This is a genomic window from Parasphingorhabdus sp., from assembly GCF_036963805.1.
Lineage (GTDB): Bacteria > Pseudomonadota > Alphaproteobacteria > Sphingomonadales > Sphingomonadaceae > Parasphingorhabdus.
Genome location: NZ_JBALUN010000008.1, coordinates 1 through 18,289, shown reverse-complemented (window position 1 = coordinate 18,289; position 18,289 = coordinate 1). Strand labels below are relative to the sequence as shown.

The following is an 18,289-nucleotide window of genomic DNA, read 5'->3' as shown; positions in this document are numbered from 1 at the left end:
TATCCTTCGCTCAGTTTTTCAAGGGACGGAAACTTGTGAGGCCCCGGCGATAGTTCATCACGATTGTGGTTCTGGTAACGCCCGACCCGGCTGTTATTCGGGTGGCGGCGGCTTTTGGTTTAGACCATCCCAGCTTCGGATTGGATGAGAAACCAATCCCGTCTACCGAAAGTCCAAATTTGCGATTGGAATCGCGGTCATGGAGTAAGGATAGCGAGTAGCTGCCAGCGGAGGGCACTCGGATACATAATTGCGGCGTCCCGGAGTTCGGGACTGAAACTTCGACACGCCGAAATGTCTTTCCGGCATTGATGAGCTTGTTATCATCTTCCAGAAAATCATTGTCATTTGATGGATAGACTTCGAGTTTCAGTTTTCCTTTCCGGTCTTTCAATCCCGTGACCGACACCTTGATCGCAGGACCGCTCTCACCGCCGCGGCAACGACCTTCCGCTTTTCCTAAATCTGGCGAAGATGGAACATTTTGCGCGGCCAGCAGCAACGGCGTGGCAGCAGCCACCATCAGGTATAGATATTTCATATGATTTTCCCCTTGCGCGAGTTGCGCGCGATTTCCGGAATTGCGAGAATTGTAGCCATCACCAGATGGGTGATGAGCAGAAGTGAGGTGATGAGCGCGATGAGCCCGCCAATTGCACTATCATGTCCGATAATCGCGATGGCAAACGCGGCGAACATGACGTCCTTGTTCGGTAGAAGAGGGAGCCGTGAAATGAGCAACCGCCCCGCCGCCAAAAGAAGCCACCATCGGAAATCAACCTCGGGCAGTAATAAATGCCACATCAGTGCGCTGGCCGTTGTCGTAAAGACTATGCGGGCGCTGTGGACCCATGAAATATACAGCAAATCTGGGCCTACCAGACTAAACAACCGGTTCCGTAGCAACATGATGACGAACGAGGTCAGCAACACAAATCCAACCGAATAGAAGGCTGTATCGGCAAATCCGCCAAATTCCAGCGTGTTGAATAGCGGATAAAGCCCCGCCAAGATGAGCAGCGTAAAGCCATTGCCGACAAGCGCAGAAAGGATCGTTACATCCTTGATCGCGCCATAGGGCGATGCGTCGATTTGTGTACTGCGCCTTGCCCAAGCGTAAAAATAGACCTCTCCGAGATAGCCGAGCAAAATCTCGTTGCTTATAAATTTGCGGACCAATGCAACAAAACCTGACGGCGGAATATTCCAGAGCCGGCGGTATATAAACCATTCAGAGATCGGCCCTGAGAAGTAATAAGCAAAGAAAAGCAGCCAGAATGAGGGCAGAGTCGGTATTTTAGCCACCAGTTGGGCAAAATCGAGATGCCGGACTTCGTAAAAAACGACAGCCAGAAATCCGAGCGCAACGAGAGGGCCAATCCACTGTGTCCAGATGGCTCCTTTTGTATTTAATTGAACCAGATTTTGCGGAATAGTTTCGCCCGAACTGTGGCCACTGCGGATGACAGGAATATATGGCCCGTAAGCGGATTCGCCGTTACTCATGGTTTCAAGCTCCTAATTTGCTGAAAGTCCGGTTCGCTACATGACCGGTCCACAAGCTCAGAAAAAAGGTTGGTGTAGAGGCGAGTAGAATTTTCGAGGGTGAATTTCCGGGCCATAACAATGCGTTCCGCCTTCAAATGAAAATCAGGAGCGGCAAATTTGATTGCACCCGCCATTTCCTGCTCGTCGCCGTTTGTAATGATACGGCCAAGCCTGCCGCCATCGAGCATGGCCGAAATCGCATTGCTACAATCTGTGGTAATGATCGGCAGGCCGGCAGCCAGTGCTTCCACGATGACCGCCGGAACGCCTTCATAGTGCGAAGACATGAGGTAAAAATCGGCTTTCGCAAGCCACGGGCCTATCTCCGTAACATGACCGGTAAAGTGAACACGGTCCGAAAGCCCGAGCGCACGCGCTTGCGCTTCCAGCGACTTCCGTAGCGGGCCGTCACCAACTAGGGTTAGCGTATCGCTGCTAATCGAGCCTTGGGCAAAGGCACGCAGCATAAGTGGTAGGTTTTTTTGGGTGATGGGGTGGACGCCCCCTGACGGCATTGATGTGCCATAGTGGAGGTGTCAAACACCATTAGAAGGAGGCGTTCATGTCGCAAATTAGCATAATTGGGTTAGATATCGCAAAGTCAGTTTTTCAGGTGCACGGCGCTGATGCGTCGGGTCGTGCTCTGCTGCGTAAGAAGGTCAGCAGGACCAAACTCCTGCCGTTTTTTGCAGAGTTACCAAGCTGCCGCGTTGTATTGGAGGCGTGCGGCGGGGCTCATCACTGGGCACGCGAGTTGGTGAAGTTGGGCCATAACGTTCAATTGATCGCACCTGCCTATGTAAAGCCGTTTGTGAAGCGCCAGAAGAATGATGCTGCAGATGCTGAAGCGATCTGTGAGGCAGCCCAGAGGCCTAGCATGCGTTTTGTGCCTGTGAAGACGGAAGAACAGCAAGCAGCGGCGGTGATATTTCGTGGCCGGGATTTGCTGGTCCGGCAACGCACCCAGATCAGTAACTCGATCCGCGGTCATATGACAGAATATGGCTGGATAGCACCCAAAGGCCTGGCCCATTTATCGAAGCTATCCGCGCTGCTTGATGACCCGCAAACTATTCCTCAGGGTGCAAGATCGATATTGATGATATTATTGGACCAGATAGCGGCGCTGGACCGTCAGATCGCAATACTCGATAAAGAGATCGCTCGGCGCGCCCGCGAAGATGAGACTGCGCGCCGATTGATGACCATCCCTGGAATAGGGCCGATAACGGCGACCGCGATTACCGCGCTTGCACCGCCGCCGGGAACCTTTGCCAAGGGCCGCGACTTTGCCGCCTGGGTCGGGCTTACGCCGAGGCAGCATTCAACCGGGGGCAAGCAGAAGCTCGGCGCGATATCAAAGATGGGCGAACGCACGCTGCGAAGGCTTTTGATCATCGGTAGCAGCGCCGTTGTGCTCCAAGCCAGCAAGCGCGGTGCGCCCAAAGGATCGTGGCTGGAACAGATGCTGGCGCGCAAACCGCGTATGCTGGTCACAGTCGCACTCGCCAACAAAACCGCCCGCATTGTCTGGGCGCTGTTGACAGGAGAAGAGGTTTATAAGGCTCCGGTCGCAGCGGCATAGCCGTTTGCGAACCAGAGGTCGTCAGAAGACGTAGGCGGTCGAAGGAGGGTATGGCAAAACAGTCGGCGAGACGGGATCGGAAGAACCAGAGCTAACCACCGTGCTTCATCAGCACGCTTAGGGTGATGTGGTTCCGGTCCGCGAACTCCCATACGGGCCCGCAGTCATCATCACTGCATCAAGAGGCCGGACAGATGGCAGCATCCGACTACGTGTCAAACCTCTCAAATACCGCTTGCGTTTTTTGGGGCGTCCACAGATGGTCAGCCGTCCAATCGCGACAAAGGCGCGGCCATTCCTCTCATGGGCTAAGTTCTTACGAAATTCTGCAAGCTGTTCAATGTCGGTTTTACTGATGGCCGGGTCCGGGATAACGGCTATCTGGTCATCAGATACACCTAACCGCTTCGCGATTTCCGGCTTCATGGATTCTTCCATGGCCACAATATGGTCCAGGAATGGGGCCTGGATGCGAAGCCAGAGATGATAAAGCCAGCGCGCCGGACGAGGTAAATCGCGCCGTTCAAGATCATTGCTGATCTTTGCGACGATAGGCGGGCAATCGGAGCCGAGCAGCAATTTCATCGCCACCGCAACAACCGAATAGCTATTGCCTGCGCAAAACAGCACGTCAGGTCGCTCGCGCCGGATCACGCCCGGCAATGTGGCAATCATCCACAAAGTCTCGAGCATGGCTGGGCTTAGGGGAGGCTTGACGGGATAAATCAGACGCAGTCGCTTCGCTTCTTTAATTCGGCCAGCACCATCAGGGCGGCCCATGAAAACCGGAGCATCAAGGCCGTTCTTCTGCCAATGTTCAGCAAGCCGCAATGCTACCCGTTCGACGCCACCAGGCTCAAAGCTGTGCAGAAATGCCAGTATCTTCATGCCGCCAACCTTTCGGTTGCGGTAAGAAGGTCAGAATAGCGGCTTGGAGTCCGGCCCTGCGCAAGCAGGCGGGCCATGCAATGATCGATGCTCGTCAATATTGAGCTTTTGGAAACGTCCCCGGGATGGACCGCGACACGGGCGACCGGAAAGTGGGACAAGATCGCGGGAGCCATTCGCGCGAAAGCCAGCGAAGATGCCGTGCGCACGGCGCTGCGGCTTGCCCATGTAACAACCGGGCCAGAAGCTAGTGTTTCGCCTGAAATGGGGTTCCAGACGCGCAAGTGATCTTCCGCCATCGAAAATTGAAGGTCGCGCATGGCCTCCAGCGCGCCCTCGCCATATAGCCATGCAGGGGCAATGAAACCGCTAACCGGACTGCTTATTATATCCTCTATCAATTTGCGGCCATCGCGCATTTTTTGCACCGCATTCAGCCGGTCCATTGCCAGAAATTCGCCTTCGCCAGCTGTCATGAAATTACCACGCACCCAGTCGAGACGCCTGTGCGGGAGACAATCGGCCCGATGATGCCACCCGTGCAGAAACATCTCCACACCCTGTCCAGACCAGTCACGTAGCTTCCGTTGAAATGATCGAGATTTCTGGAGGGGAGCAACGCCCCAATAATCCGGAACAACCAGCATCGCCAGATGATTGGTGCCGGTAATGGGAGCAAGTCGATCAAACAGCGCGTCTATCTCGCGTTCAAAACGCGGGCTGACATCGTGAATGGATGTGAGCAGCATAGGATGGTTGGCTGTCATATGAAATCGTCCGATGGCAGCGGACGGTGAGCTAGCGCGTAAAGAAACGAACCGGACCATGCGAGCAGCAAAAGGCCATTGAGTGAACTGATACTTGATATGATCCGGATTGCACCGGTTGGAAGCAGATCCCCTTGCCCCAAGGAAGAATAGGTTTCGGCGGCGAAGTAAAACATTTCCATCGGACTGGAAATCGTGGCGCTGCTAATAGTGCCGAGGCCCAATGTACCAATGGCAAAACGGTAAACAAGTGAATAAAAAAAGATGTCGGCGAGATGGATTGCAATGATTCCGCAAATGATCGTCAGCATTACATAATGACGACGGCTACCCGGCCTACGCGCAAGCAAATCAAGCCTGTGAACCGATTCATAATGCAAGAAACTAGTCGCCAGAACTGCTACGATCGATAGCAGAAAAGCTTGAAGGAACAGCGGTATATTCATTGGATCGCCTGCACGAAATTGCCCTTCTGTTTGGGAAGATTTCACATTCGATATGGCGCGAAATTGCATCCCGCAATCAAGAACAGCAAACATTGGGAAACTGTATATTTACGGTAATTTGGAGGTAATCTGACTGTAGCTAATGGCAAGCTCAAGGTCCGGTTGGAAACCCTTCGGGTCGCACCAGCCGGGCCACCACTAGAGGAGTATAATAGTATGACGCGTAAATCAAAAATCATCGCCGCCACGGCCGTTATTGGAATTGCAGGCGTAGGAGTCGGTACCGCTTTTGTTGTTCCTGCTATCGCGGGACAAACGGAGGCCGCTAGCGTTGCCCTTAGCGAACAAGAGGCCGCCAGCATTGCTTTGGTAGCCGCACCGGGAGAAGTGCTCGAGTCGGAGCTCGAGAATGAAGATGGCCTAATGGTCTACGAGTTTGAGATACAGCAAGGTGATGCCATTCGGGAAGTCGAAGTAGACGCCAATACTGGTGCCGTCCTCGAAAATAAAATCGACGATGGTGATGAGGACGAAGGCGAAGAAACAGACGACGAAGATTTGGAAGAAGCCGAAACCAACCAGAACTAGGCGTCTTTCCATTGTGGATCAGTTTCTGGTCCTGACTTTGTGCGCTGTTGCAAATTCTCCCCCCTTGCAATGGCGCACTTTGTCTGTTCAACCTCGTCTATTGGGAAATAACGCATGAAAATTCTGTTAGTTGAAGATGACAAAAATACGAGTGATTACATCGCTCAAGGTCTGGAACAGGCTGGTCATCTTGTCACAGCGTCAGACAATGGCCCTGATGGGCTTTTTCATGCGACCGACGGAAATTTTGACGTTATCATTCTGGATCGGATGCTTCCGGGAATGGACGGCATTGCAATAATTGGCGCAATAAGAGGCGCTGGCGAGACGGTTCCGATATTGATGCTGACTGCAAGAGCAGGGCTCGAAGACAGAGTGGACGGACTTGATTCGGGCGCTGATGATTATCTGGTAAAACCCTTTGCGTTCTCCGAACTGCACGCACGACTTAATGCTTTGGTGCGCCGGCACCAACCCGAAGCGGCGGAATCCACTTTGTCAGCGAATGGAATAGAGTTGGACAGGCTAAAGCGGTTGGTTTTGCGAGGTGGCAATCCGGTTGAATTGCAACCGCGTGAATTTTCACTGCTCGAAGAATTGCTTCGGAATTCCGGAAAGGTGGTAACGCGCACAATGTTATTGGAGCGGGTGTGGAACTTTCACTTTGACCCCAAAACCAACATCGTCGAAACCCATATCAGTCGCCTTCGCTCCAAACTGAACGAGGGACATGCAGAAGACGCGATCATTACGGTTCGCGGTGCCGGTTACATGATTGCCGCTGATGAGTAATTTTCCGCGCATCTTCAAGCCGCGTTCGATGCGCGAACTGGCTTTGCTGTATTCCGTTTGCTTTATGATCGCGACCGCCATTCTCGGTTTTGCAGTTTATTCCTCTGCCCGGGATGCGCTCCAGCAGCAGCTTGATAGCCGTATCATGGCTGAAACCAATGATCTTTTGAGTGTGTATAAATCCGACGGAATGACAGCTTTGTCCGATGAGATCGTGCGACACGAGGAACAAGGCGGAATTACACAGATGGGATATATTCTGACCGACAACGAAGGGACGCGCGTTGCAGGCAAGATGCAAGCCAAAACACCCAAGACCGGGTGGTCGATTATAAATTTTGTCGATGAAGATGAAGGAACTGATCAGGCGCGTGCCTATACAATCGCTCTTAGTAATGGCGGCCGTTTGGTAGTGATTGCCGATCAAGAAGCAATAGAAGAAATTGGTGAAGTCTTGACGCAGCAATTTCTGATGGCCTTTGCAGCAATATTTTTAATAGGTGTCGGCGGAAGCGTCGTTTTGACACGGTTGCTGCGTCGAAGGCTTAGTGGGATAAACGAGACGGCATCAGCGATTATCGGCGGTGATCTGAACCAGAGAATATCGCTCGATGGATCGCGCGGCGAGTTTGATCGTTTGTCACAGACGCTTAATGCCATGCTTGATCGTATCAGCGACCTGATGGAAAACCTGCGTCAGGTGTCGGGAGATATTGCCCATGATCTGCGCAGTCCGCTCAACCGCTTGCGGCAAAATTTAGAAACGAGCCTGTCGGAAAAACTGGAGCCTGCCGAACAGCGCAGCGCCGTTGAAGGTGCCATCGTGCAGGCGGACGAAATGCTGGACATGTTTTCTGCGCTTCTCGGCATCTCAGAGATCGAGGGCGGTCACATAAAATCGACCTTCAAGCCTCAGCGTCTTGACCGGATCGTCGCGGAGATTTGCGAAGCCTACCAGCCAGCTGCGCATGATGCTGGATTTGATATGCAATGCGAAATCGAACCGGATTGCATAGTTACCGGCAACCGGCATTTGCTCGGTCAAATGCTAACCAATCTACTCGACAATAGCTTGCGCCATGCACCGGAAGGCTCGCAAATTCTTGTGCAAATTACCGAAAACCTCGAAGAGATCGACCTTGTGGTCTCTGACAATGGTCCCGGGATTCCAGAAGAGCGCCAACAAGAAATGCTGCGCCGCTTTGCTAGAATGGAAGAGAGCCGCACAACATCAGGTAATGGGCTAGGACTCAGTTTGGTGAAGGCTATTTCAGATGTCCATGGCGCGCAACTAGCTTTATCGGACAATCAGCCCGGTTTGAAAGTTACAATAAGCTTTGGTTTGAAAACGAACCTGTAATGAAAACTGTCCTTTTTACTCAACATACGCTGGGGTTCGGCGGCATCGACCGCGTAGCTTGCTTTTTGGTCAATGGTTTCGTTCAGGCTGGCTACACGGTCCACTATGTCATTGCATGTGACGGGGGGCCAGGCTCTGAAGCGTTAAAACCGATCATTGACGATGAGGTAAAATTAACATTTCTATCTGACGGACAGACAAACAGGTCGGCCGACCTTGCGCGGAACCTGATGGGTTTCGTTCGAGCAATAAGGCGCGCACAACCAGATTGCGTGGTTTCCACATGCAACAATATGAATTGGATTACCGCGCTAGCTGTTAAAATATCCGGTGTTGATACCAAATTGGTTTTGAAAACGACCAATCCGATCATTCGCAGCGCTGACGGCAGAACGCTTGCCGCAATTCGCAAATATTTTTACCGACGCGCCTTTGTATTTGCCGATGCGGTTCTGCCATTAAGTCATGCAGAAGCAGTTTTGTTATCTCAGCATTTTCCTGACGCAGCATTGAAATTTCAGCCCGTTATCAATCCCTATGTGACCAATGATATGATTGCGAAACCGGCAGAACAAATCAGGGATTCTACCTCAAAGATTATATTGGGAGTGGGCCGGTTCGAGCCTCAAAAGCGGCTGGACCTGCTCATACAATCCTTTGCTCTGATCAAAGACAAAGACGCGCGGTTGGTGATACTCGGTGACGGACCACAGCGAGACCAATGCGAAAGACTTTGCCGGGAACTTGGTGTTGAACACCGCGTGGATCTGATGGGTTTCGTTGATAATGTCGCATCATGGTATAATAAGGCAGATGTGTTTGTTCTAACTTCTATTTACGAAGGGTTGCCAGCTGTGGTCTTTGAAGCGTTGGGTGCGAACTGCCCGGTTATTACGACCGATTGTTTTCTTGCAGCCAAAGAAATTCTCGGGCAGGCAAAATGTTGTCGTGTCGCCGACAAGTCTAGCCCTGGAGCAATCGCTGAAATGATCGACGACTGCCTGAATCAACAGCGGCCCAATAACCTCGCGAGGATAGCGCAAGCGTATTCGGTCGAAAATGGTATCAAAAGCCATGTCGAAATCATCTCAAAAGCGATGGCATAGCATATGGTAAGAACAACTCTTCGAAGTCAATTAATACTAGCCTGTGCCAGCCTGACACTGGCATCCTGCGCGCATTATACGCCCAAGCCGATTTCCGATCCGGGTTCGGCAGCGGTATTGCAGGCACCGGTTGCAGCGGTTTTATCGCAACAAGCTACGGAGATTGACCGGCCCTATCTGACGCCTGTTTCGATTGACCTTCCAGCTCCGCTCAATCCCAATCAAATCGCTATAATTGCGGTGTTGTCCAACCCCGACCTGAAAGCCATGCGCGCGCGGGCGGGTGTGAGCGATGCACAGGTTTTTGCGGCGGGCTTGCTGCCTGATCCTTCCTTTAGCATGGGCATTGACGAGCCCGTGAGCGGACCGCCAGTTGCCGCGAATATTTTTTCCGCGCTGGGGTTCAGCCTCAACTCACTGCGCACAAGAAGCGTATTGCGAGAACAGGCAAAGGCGTCAAACCAGCAGGTGCGGCTCGATCTTGCTTGGGCAGAATGGCAAATCTCGGGCAACGCCCGATTGCAGGCTGTCAGAGTTTTAGAATTGCGCAAGGCTCTGGCAATTGCCAATGCCAGCGAGACATCAGCGCGGTCACTCCTTTCTCGATATTTAAGGGCCTCTGGTCGCGGCGATATTCCTGCCGATCAGGTCCAATCTGCCCGGCTATCGTCGATTGATGCGTTTACTAACCGGCAAACAACCGAAACGAGCCTGACAGCAGCGGAATATGAGTTGCGACGCCTGTTGGGGTTGCCACCGGATTATGATTTAGCTTTGGCACCGCAGGTTTTGCCACAAAGGGCCGTCGATAGTGCGAAATTGTTTGCGTTTGCGAGTAAATACAGAACAGATTTGCGCGCTTTGCTGGCCGGTTATGATGCCCAAGAAGCAGCAGTTCACAAGGCGGTGCTCGACCAGTTTCCTACCTTTGACTTAACTCTCACCGGCACCCGCGATACCGGGCGCTCAACATTATTTGGTCCGGCCGTCGGGCTGACTTTGCCGCTTTGGAACCGCAATCGCGGCGGTATTGCCATCGAGCGCGCGACCCGAGAGGCACTGCTGGCGGAATATGATTCGCGGCTATTCCAGACCCGATCTGATATTGCCGCTGCTATTGGCGGTATAGATATAGCGCGGCAGCAGCGCGCAGCTATTATGGACGGGCTTCCGGAAATCGAGAAATTCGCACTCTCTACACGGCGCGCAGCTGAGCGCGGCGATCTGGCAATTGCGACAGCGGAAGCTGCTGAACAATCGGTGCGGGACAAGCATTTTCTGCTGGTCCAGATCGAACAGGCGATCGCGGAACAAATGATCGCCTTGGAGATGCTCGTGGGCGGGCCGCAAGAAGCATGGAATTAGAGATGGGAATAGGTTCGGGTGGAAATATGATATTTTGGGGAAAGAAGCCTGCAATAGCAATTGCGTTTGCGGGAATGCTAGCGCTTGGAGCATGTTCCGGTTCGACCGATACGGCTGCGCCAGACCCGACGGCACTGGTTAAAACAGCGGCTGTAGCAACCGGTTCTATTGACGAGACAATCACCATCTACGGTGCGGCAGAAAATGGATCGGTAGGGCAATACACTCTGTCTTCGCCGATAGAAGCAATTGTGCAATCGATAAATGCGCCGGTTGGGAGCAATGTTAAAAGAGGGCAGGTGTTAGTCCGACTGGTGCCCAGTCCGGCTTCGAAATATGAACTGGCGACGGCAAGCGCGGGCACCCGGACTACAAATCTGGCATATGCGCGGATGCAGCGATTGCGTGCGGACGGGCTTGTCAGCGACGCTGAGGTTGAAGCCGCCCGCGCCGCGAAACAATCCGCAGATGCTCTTCGGGCAAGCCTCGCAGACCGCAGCGGCGCGCTGACACTGCGCGCGCCCGACGTTGGTTTTGTCCAGATGATTGGAGCCGTCCCTGGCCAGTTAGTCGCTGCCGCAACGCCCGTGGTGACCATCGTAAAGGACGGCGATGTTCGCGCAAGGTTCGGTATTGATCCATCACTGGCGCGCCGCGTGCCAGCCGGAAGCTATGTCGAAATTACAGCAGCAGGAGGCGGAGACCCGCTTGCCGTGCCTGTGCAATCGGTCGATCCTGTGGTCGATCCGCAAACAAAACTGGCGTCGATTTATGTGCTCATCCCCAACGAGAATGAAATTGGCGCAGGTGAAAGTCTGACGGGCAAAATTCTGCTGAGCAGCAATGCAAGCGGACTTACCATTCCTTACGCCGCGTTGCTCGATGATGGCGGCCAGCCTTATGTCTATGTTATCGAAAAGGGCGCTGCCAAACGGGTCGATATAACTGTCGGTCCGCGCATGGGCAATAAGGTCAGCGTCACCAAAGGTTTGAGCGCTAAACAACAGGTCGCAGTTGACGGTGTAACGGCGCTGGAAGACGGCATGAAAGTCCGCACCAAGTGACCAAAATCATTAGCGCTCACGCACGGTCAATCTGGCTGGCAGTCATATTGCTGACTATCGGCGGTATCACGGCAGCAACATGGCTGCCAGTCGCTCTGTTTCCGAATATCGATTACCCGCGCGTGGTCGTGTCGGTCGATGCGGGAGATCGCGATGCCGCGCAGATGGAAGCCGAAATCACCCGTAAAATCGAAGTGGCATTGCGTGCCGTTCCTGGTGTCACGCGCATTCGCTCAACCACCAGCAGGGGAAGCGCAGAGGTTGCGCTCAATTTCGCTTGGGGCGACGATATGGTCGACGCCACTTTGGCAACACAAGCAGCTCTGGCGACATTGCTCCCCAATCTTCCAACCGGTTCCAAATTCAATGTGCGTAGGTCTGATCCGACACTGTTTCCTGTCGTCGGATATGCGATTACTTCGGACAATCTTGACCCCGTGGCCTTGCGAAATATTGCCGAACTCAAGATATTGCCTGCCCTGACATCGGTCCAAGGCGTTGCAGGCGTGGAAATACTTGGCAGCGCTCCGCAAGAATTCGCGGTCAATATAGATCCCAGCAAATTGGCATCTCTCGGAATCAGCTTGAATGATGTGGTAACGATACTTGGCAAAGCCAATAATATACGCGGGCTCGGCAAGATCGAAGACCGGCACAGATTATATCTCGCCCTTCTGGAAAACAGGGTTGCCAATATAAGTGATCTTGAGGCAGTCCCAGTCAAGGCTGCAAGTGCCGGTGCTGGCGTCGTGACACTAGGGCAGATCGCCACCATAGAACCGTCCAGCGCACCGGCATTCACCCGTGTCACTGCCGATGGCAAAAGCGCCGTTCTGATCAATGTCAAACAGGCTCTTAAAGGCAATACGGTGGCTATTGTCCAAGCAGTCGATAAAAGGCTTCAAGAGTTGCAACTGCCGAATTCGGTGAAGGTTTCGACCTATTATGATCAATCCGAACTGGTGGTTGGCGCGGCCAATGCGGTCCGCGATGCGATTTTGTTGGGCGCGCTGCTGGCGGGCGTCGTGCTGTTCGTGTTCCTGCGCTCGGGTCGGCTGATGGTAATTACCGGCCTGATGCTGCCAGCGGTGCTAGCGGCCACCTGCCTGATATTATTTGCGCTTGGCATGAGTTTCAACATGATGACGCTTGGCGGGATGGCCGCGGCAGTCGGCCTGGTAGTCGATGATGCGGTGGTCATGCTCGAACATATGATGCGTAGGATGCAGGAAAATGCCGCGCGAACTCCGCAGGCCTTACTGGAAGCGGCCGCGGAAATGGGCATTCCTCTCCTTGGATCGACCAGCGCGACTATTGTCGTATTTCTACCATTAGCATTCATTAGCGGAGTAACCGGAGAATTTTTCAAGGCATTGGCTATTACGATGGTTGCCGCGCTTGTAGTTTCGCTTCTCTTCGCCCGTTTCGTCATTCCCTTGATTTCCGCTTATTGGCTGCGCGAGAAAGATGCGGAATCAGCGGAAAAAGCAGGCAAACTTCTTGATAAATTGTTGACCGGCTATGACCGTGCTGGTCAGAAACTATTTGCCCGAGCCCGAAGCTTTGTTGTGCTCACAGGCTTGATCATGGCCGCCCTCGGCTATCTGGCATGGCTTAATGTCCCTTCCGGTTTCATGCCAAAAATGGATGAAGGTGGCTTTGTTCTCGATTATAAGGCGCAGTCTGGTGCGGCGCTCGAAGATACTGATGCACTGCTCAAACGCGTGGAAAACATCATCACTTCAACTCCGGAAGTCGAAAGCTATTCTCGGCGCACGGGATTGCAATTGGGCGGCGGCCTTACAGAGGCCGATCAGGGCGACTATTTTGTCCGGTTAAAAGGTGGTTCGCGTCGAAACATAGACGCTGTAATGGGTGAAATACGGGACAAGATTAAAGCCGAGGTTCCTGGATTAGAAATAGAGTTTATCCAGCTGATGGGAGATTTGATCGGCGATTTAACTGCGGTTCCGCAACCCATTGAGGTAAAGCTGTTCAGCGATGACCCGCAAGCTTTGCGCAAAGCCGCAAAAACTGTCGCCGATGCCATCGGGAAAGTGCAGGGCGTGGTTGAAGTTGTTGATGGATTACGCGTCGCAGGTGACGCCATTGGTATCGTAGTTGATCCGGGTGCAGCGGCCCAATTCGGGCTTGATCCGGACAATATCGCAAGTCAGCTCGAAGCTGCAATAGGCGGCACAGCGGCAACGCAGGTGCGCATCGGGGCGCAACTCATTGACGTCCGCGTTCGCACGCCGGAAGATATTCGCACCACGATAGATCAAATCGAAAACCTGCCGCTAGTTGCGCCAGATGGAAGCGCAATTCGCTTAGCAAATGTCGCGGCAGTCTCGATAGATGCAGGGCAGAGCCAGTTGACCCGAGAAGACTTGGCACCGTTTATTGCCGTGACGGGGCGACTGGATGGCCGTGATCTTGGATCAGCCATGACCGAAATCAAAACCACAGTTGCAGGCCTCAAACTTCCTGCGTCAATCCGCACCGACTATGGTGGATTGTATGCCGAGCAACAAAAAAGTTTCGCTGACCTTGCAATGGTGTTCGCAGCAGCAATGCTACTTAGCACATTGCTTTTAACGGTTTTATTCGAACGCGCCGGTTGGACCGCTTCGGCGATGGCAACTATCTTGCTCACAGCATCGGCGGTCATCATGGGCTTATGGATAACCGGTATAGAACTCAATATTTCGGCCCTCCTTGGACTAACAATGGTGGTCGGTATGGTTGCCGAACTGATCATCTTCTTCCTCGCGGAAATCGACAAGAGTCAGACTGTGTCAGCGAAATTGCTCCATGAAGCAGGTAAGAAACGCTTGCGGCCGATCCTTATGTCCGCCCTGATCGCCATCCTGACGCTGAGCCCGCTGGCGCTGGGTCTAAGCCGGGGGGCTGGTTTACAGCAGCCACTCGCGACGGCCATTATATTCGGGCTGATCGCCGCTGTACCTTTGGTGCTGCTCTTCCTGCCAGCCTGTTTGATTGTGTTTGAAAAACGAAACAGGAGCGCAGGTAAGCAGAGTAAAGCATGAGCGAAACTGATAATGCCAACGCGCCCAATGTCGACTCAGATGCTTTTCGATCGGTGGTCAAATTCGTGGCGATAGCCAATCTCGCTTACTTCGTCGTTGAATTCATCGTCGCCGTCAATATCGGATCGGTATCACTGTTTGCGGATAGTATCGACTTTCTGGAAGATGCATCAGTTAACCTGCTTATATTGCTAGCCATCGGCTGGTCGCTCAAGGCGCGTTCGCGATTGGGATTTCTGCTCGGTGCAATCATTCTCGTACCTTCTCTGGCGGCGCTTTGGACTGCTTGGCTAAAGTTCAACAGTTTCGTCCCGCCTTCGGCTATTCCGCTCACGATCACTGGCGCAGGCGCTTTGCTGGTCAATCTGGTTTGCGCCGTTCGTTTGTCCGCTCACCATCATGGTCGTGGCAGTTTGAGCAAGGCAGCTTTTCTATCAGCACGAAATGATGTGTTCGCCAATGCCGCAATCATCGCTGCTGGAATCACTACGCTTTTTTGGTTGTCGCCGTGGCCGGATCTGATCGTTGGACTTGCTATCGCGTTGATAAATGCCGGGGCGGCACTCGAAATATGGCAAGCGGCTCACCGCGAAGGGAAAGCCCGCGCTACCCCATGAGATGAAATTTGTTTTTTGAAATCGGAGGATTTGGAATGTCACCAGCAAGGATTACGTTAGCATTAGCGCATCGAATATTGGGCGCCGATTCCCGTACGTTAGAGAAAGAAGAGCGGCGTGTTATTGATGGAATTTCAGAGCGAAAACCGATTAGTGTTGACGCAGGTGAACTTGCTGAAAAACAAGAAGGTTTTTGGGATGGTGCGGCGGATAAAGTAGCCAGTATCGGCGGTTCATGGCCGTTCATATTCGGTTTTTTTATTTTCCTTTTGGCATGGGTTGGAATGAACTCTGTTGTTCTTGCCAGATCAAACTCCGCATTTGATCCCTATCCATTTATTTTCCTGAACCTTGTGCTGTCGATGCTAGCAGCGATCCAAGCGCCCATCATCATGATGAGCCAGAACAGGCAGGCACAAAAAGACCGGATCGCTGCAACCCATGATTATGAAGTGAATCTGCGTTCTGAAATCGAGATTTTGGGATTACAGGAAAAGCTGGATGTCATGCGAACTGAACAGCATCTAGAACTTCTGAGCCAACACAAAGAAATGCTCGATTTGCTGCGGGCCATGCAGAAGTGAGCCTCATGTCGGAAAGTGCAGTCACATGAATTCTTTCATTGATCGTTTGTCCAGCCAGTTTCGTTCGGAACGGAAGTTACCGCTCCGGCTGATCCTCCTGTTTGGGAGTGTATCGCTTACCGCGCTTTTATTTCTATGGCTTTGGTCAGAAATCGCTGAAGGCGAGTTAGCCAATATTGATCAAACCATCCTATTGGCATTCAGGCAATCCGCTGATTTGCGAACAATGGCCGGACCAACATGGCTACGCCAAACAATGCTCGATTTTACAACGCTCGGGGGGACCACGGTTATTATCCTTATGATCGCCGGGTCCGTAACATTTGTATATATGAAAGGCGCGCACCGAATGGCGCTTGTGATTCTGGGGGCCACGCTCAGCGGTAGCCTAATGGTAACACTGCTCAAGGGATTCTTTCAGCGGCGCCGACCGACGCTGGTTGACCATATGGTGATCGAACATAGCGCGAGCTTTCCCAGCGGCCATACAGCCAATTCGGCTATCGTATATCTCACGATTGCCGTTCTTTTCATGCGTGTCGAACCCAATCTGAAGACTCGGATTTTTGTGCTTTGTGTAGCTGTGATGTTGACGCTGGCAGTCGGCGTCTCCCGTGTTGCGCTGGGGGTCCATTGGCCGAGCGATGTTCTGGCGGGTTGGATGTTCGGAATTTCTTGGGCTTGCCTGTGGGCTTTGCTGGTCAAACTGCCCGTGGTCGAAGATACGGTTCTGGATTGAAATTAGAAATAACCTGATTTACTGCACCTAGCGCAATTGCTTATGCCACTCGGTTTTGGATTGGATGGGCAGAAGTCTTTTAACACCCACACATATTGGGGTTTTGTATACTTGCCGAAATAGCAGTGCAATGTTGGTTCACCTAAACAGTTTCGATAGCAGCCGCCCCAATATGGAGTCGGTGATTATGGGAACCAAATCATGAGCAATTGGCGTTTCAAAACCCTCCGAATTAGCCAAATTGGATTGCCGCTTTTGGCGGTCGCTGTTTTGTCGGGATGCGGTTCATCTCAATCACCCAAAGCAGGAACGGATGGCGGCGACCAAACGGTTGTCGTCCCGCAAAATGAAACGGCGATCTCGCCCATTGGATTAGCAGCAGCAGCTGAAAATTTCGAAGCCCTGACCGAAAAAGCATTTATCGCCAAGCCAGACGAACTGGCTTTGCTTTTCACCAAAGCTCAAGAATCCGCAACCGGTATCGCCGGTCAACTTGATCCCGAAGCCATCAAATCCCTCGATGGCCGTTTAAAGGATGTTAAAACAGCAATCGACGCCGGAAAACCATCCGATATCGCATTGGCTGCTGTTGAAGGCTATAAGTTGATTGTCAGCGCATTTCCCCCTGATGCCAAGATACCGGTTGCGGTCAGTTTACTGGATTACGCCGGATTTCGTATTCAGGCTGATCTTAAATCTGATCCAAAGCGCTGGTCTGATGCCCAAGAAGCAACGAAATTCGCCCATCAGCAATGGGATGAGATCAAGGGCAGGGTGACGGACCCGGGATTAAATAAACGCTTTGCCGATTCACTAACTTCGCTCGACGAGTATCTTTCCGTCAAAAACGAGGAAATGGCGGCAAAAGCTGCCGTGACCGAACTTGATCTTGTTGATGAACTGGAAGGTTTTTTCCGGCCCACAACAAAAAACACCTCCTTCTAACAATCCAATCAAAGGTACCTGACATGTTTAGGAAATCCCTCCTAGCCGTGATGGCAATTTCCGTCCTTGTGCTTTCCGCCTGCAACACCGTGCGCGGTGTCGGTGAGGACATCGAGTCAGCCGGAGATGCGGTCAGCGACACTGCTGAATAGTCAGCCTTTTCAAGTAAAATAGTCCAACGGAAAAGAGCGCGAAAATATGAGTTTCTCAGCAATAACAAGTGCGCTACTGCTAGCGAGCGCACCAGCCTACCCAACGACTGAGCCTTATTGATGTACGCTGGCACTGTTTCTTGCCTTTCCAGCCGTCGGTCCGCTGGCCTATCTTTGGAAAGGCCCGGTCACATACATGCCTACCAGCGCACTTTATCAGGCAGAATTGCTGCCGCTCTTGCAAGGAAGGATCATGAGTCAGGTAGATCTAGGCACTTTGCAGGGTCTGGTTTGCGCGCCCAGTTTCCATACCGCTGCGGCTGTTATTTTTATTGCCATTGCTTGGCAGTCCAAATATTTACGCTGGCCGTTGATACTAATGAATGGAGCGATGCTCCTTTCAACGCCGATTGAGGGCACGCATTATCTGAGCGATATGATTGCGGGGGGATTTGTGGGCATATTTGCCGTTTGTGCGGTTGCCGCGTTACAACGAGCCTTTCTAACGTGGCGACAAAGCGATGCTTGGAATGTTAAAAAAAGACCGCAGAATACAACAAGGAAAAATTGCACGAAATCCACGATCAAACTGTGGCGGCGCAGTAACGTCTGAAACTGTCCGTCGTCAGATAATTTGAGACTGATGCCAGTTTAAAATAGGCGAGTATTTGGTTCCATCGGGTTGGTTGATAT

General features: G+C 52.4%; 20 protein-coding genes. 14 read left to right on the top strand and 6 right to left on the bottom strand.

Going from position 1 to position 18,289, the window contains the following annotated elements; translation table 11 throughout:
- Window positions 1-10 precede the first annotated feature (10 nt).
- Genes V7676_RS15080 through V7676_RS15070 form a run of 3 tightly spaced genes read right to left on the bottom strand, consistent with a single transcriptional unit; the run spans window position 11 to window position 2,063 of the window.
- Window positions 11-541, bottom strand: coding sequence for a DUF2141 domain-containing protein (locus V7676_RS15080; protein ID WP_335660442.1), 531 nt, complete (start codon window positions 539-541; stop codon window positions 11-13).
- Window positions 538-1,506, bottom strand: coding sequence for a hypothetical protein (locus V7676_RS15075; RefSeq protein ID WP_335660441.1), 969 nt, complete (start codon window positions 1,504-1,506; stop codon window positions 538-540). Before V7676_RS15075 ends, V7676_RS15080 begins: the two co-directional genes overlap by 4 nt.
- Window positions 1,503-2,063: a glycosyltransferase gene (locus V7676_RS15070; RefSeq protein ID WP_335660440.1), complete on the bottom strand. Its 561-nt coding sequence runs from the start codon at window positions 2,061-2,063 to the stop codon at window positions 1,503-1,505. Before V7676_RS15070 ends, V7676_RS15075 begins: the two co-directional genes overlap by 4 nt.
- A 47-nt stretch (window positions 2,064-2,110) precedes the next feature.
- On the opposite strand from V7676_RS15070, the gene V7676_RS15065 reads away from it, so the two are divergent.
- Window positions 2,111-3,133, top strand: coding sequence for an IS110 family transposase (locus V7676_RS15065; protein WP_335660439.1), 1,023 nt, complete (start codon window positions 2,111-2,113; stop codon window positions 3,131-3,133).
- Window positions 3,134-3,250: 117 nt separating this feature from the next.
- Here V7676_RS15065 and V7676_RS15060 read toward each other — a convergent pair whose 3' ends face one another.
- Genes V7676_RS15060 through V7676_RS15050 form a run of 3 tightly spaced genes read right to left on the bottom strand, consistent with a single transcriptional unit; the run spans window position 3,251 to window position 5,234 of the window.
- A complete protein-coding gene (locus tag V7676_RS15060) occupies window positions 3,251-4,021 on the bottom strand; it encodes a glycosyltransferase (protein WP_335660438.1) in 771 nt (256 codons plus the stop codon).
- Complete coding sequence (locus V7676_RS15055; protein ID WP_335660437.1) at window positions 4,018-4,788, bottom strand: DUF2334 domain-containing protein; 771 nt, start codon at window positions 4,786-4,788, stop codon at window positions 4,018-4,020. The genes V7676_RS15060 and V7676_RS15055 overlap by 4 nt, the downstream gene beginning before the upstream one ends.
- Window positions 4,785-5,234 carry an ion channel gene (locus V7676_RS15050; protein WP_335660436.1) on the bottom strand — a complete coding sequence of 150 codons (450 nt, stop codon included), beginning with the start codon at window positions 5,232-5,234 and terminating at the stop codon, window positions 4,785-4,787. Before V7676_RS15050 ends, V7676_RS15055 begins: the two co-directional genes overlap by 4 nt.
- 216 nt (window positions 5,235-5,450) lie before the next feature.
- Here V7676_RS15050 and V7676_RS15045 point away from each other — a divergent pair, with 216 nt between their 5' ends.
- From V7676_RS15045 to V7676_RS14985, 13 genes are all read left to right on the top strand, one after another.
- Entirely contained in the window at window positions 5,451-5,822 is a 372-nt protein-coding gene (locus V7676_RS15045; RefSeq protein ID WP_335660435.1) for a PepSY domain-containing protein, read from the top strand.
- A 114-nt stretch (window positions 5,823-5,936) separates the two neighbouring features.
- The gene (locus V7676_RS15040; protein ID WP_335660434.1) at window positions 5,937-6,614 is read left to right on the top strand and encodes a response regulator transcription factor; all 678 of its coding nucleotides are present in this window, start codon (window positions 5,937-5,939) and stop codon (window positions 6,612-6,614) included.
- A complete protein-coding gene (locus V7676_RS15035) occupies window positions 6,607-7,974 on the top strand; it encodes a sensor histidine kinase (protein ID WP_335660433.1) in 1,368 nt (455 codons plus the stop codon). Before V7676_RS15040 ends, V7676_RS15035 begins: the two co-directional genes overlap by 8 nt.
- Window positions 7,974-9,080 carry a glycosyltransferase gene (locus tag V7676_RS15030; RefSeq protein WP_335660432.1) on the top strand — a complete coding sequence of 369 codons (1,107 nt, stop codon included), beginning with the start codon at window positions 7,974-7,976 and terminating at the stop codon, window positions 9,078-9,080. Before V7676_RS15035 ends, V7676_RS15030 begins: the two co-directional genes overlap by 1 nt.
- 3 nt (window positions 9,081-9,083) lie before the next feature.
- Window positions 9,084-10,445, top strand: a complete 1,362-nt coding sequence (locus V7676_RS15025; protein WP_335660431.1) for a TolC family protein — start codon at window positions 9,084-9,086, stop codon at window positions 10,443-10,445.
- Between the two features lie 26 nt (window positions 10,446-10,471).
- Window positions 10,472-11,509, top strand: coding sequence for an efflux RND transporter periplasmic adaptor subunit (locus tag V7676_RS15020; RefSeq protein ID WP_335660430.1), 1,038 nt, complete (start codon window positions 10,472-10,474; stop codon window positions 11,507-11,509).
- Window positions 11,506-14,559 (top strand): efflux RND transporter permease subunit, encoded by a 3,054-nt coding sequence (locus tag V7676_RS15015; RefSeq protein WP_335660429.1) that lies wholly within the window; start codon window positions 11,506-11,508, stop codon window positions 14,557-14,559. Before V7676_RS15020 ends, V7676_RS15015 begins: the two co-directional genes overlap by 4 nt.
- A complete protein-coding gene (locus V7676_RS15010; RefSeq protein ID WP_335660428.1) occupies window positions 14,556-15,176 on the top strand; it encodes a cation transporter in 621 nt (206 codons plus the stop codon). Before V7676_RS15015 ends, V7676_RS15010 begins: the two co-directional genes overlap by 4 nt.
- A gap of 8 nt (window positions 15,177-15,184) precedes the next feature.
- Window positions 15,185-15,760, top strand: coding sequence for a DUF1003 domain-containing protein (locus V7676_RS15005; RefSeq protein ID WP_335660427.1), 576 nt, complete (start codon window positions 15,185-15,187; stop codon window positions 15,758-15,760).
- Between the two features lie 25 nt (window positions 15,761-15,785).
- Window positions 15,786-16,499, top strand: a complete 714-nt coding sequence (locus tag V7676_RS15000) for a phosphatase PAP2 family protein (protein ID WP_335660426.1) — start codon at window positions 15,786-15,788, stop codon at window positions 16,497-16,499.
- 201 nt (window positions 16,500-16,700) lie between these two features.
- A complete protein-coding gene (locus V7676_RS14995) occupies window positions 16,701-17,444 on the top strand; it encodes a hypothetical protein (RefSeq protein WP_335660425.1) in 744 nt (247 codons plus the stop codon).
- A gap of 23 nt (window positions 17,445-17,467) precedes the next feature.
- The gene (locus V7676_RS14990) at window positions 17,468-17,596 is read left to right on the top strand and encodes an entericidin A/B family lipoprotein (RefSeq protein WP_335660424.1); all 129 of its coding nucleotides are present in this window, start codon (window positions 17,468-17,470) and stop codon (window positions 17,594-17,596) included.
- A 127-nt stretch (window positions 17,597-17,723) separates the two neighbouring features.
- Complete coding sequence (locus V7676_RS14985) at window positions 17,724-18,209, top strand: phosphatase PAP2 family protein (RefSeq protein ID WP_335660525.1); 486 nt, start codon at window positions 17,724-17,726, stop codon at window positions 18,207-18,209.
- The last annotated feature ends 80 nt before the right edge of the window (window positions 18,210-18,289 follow it).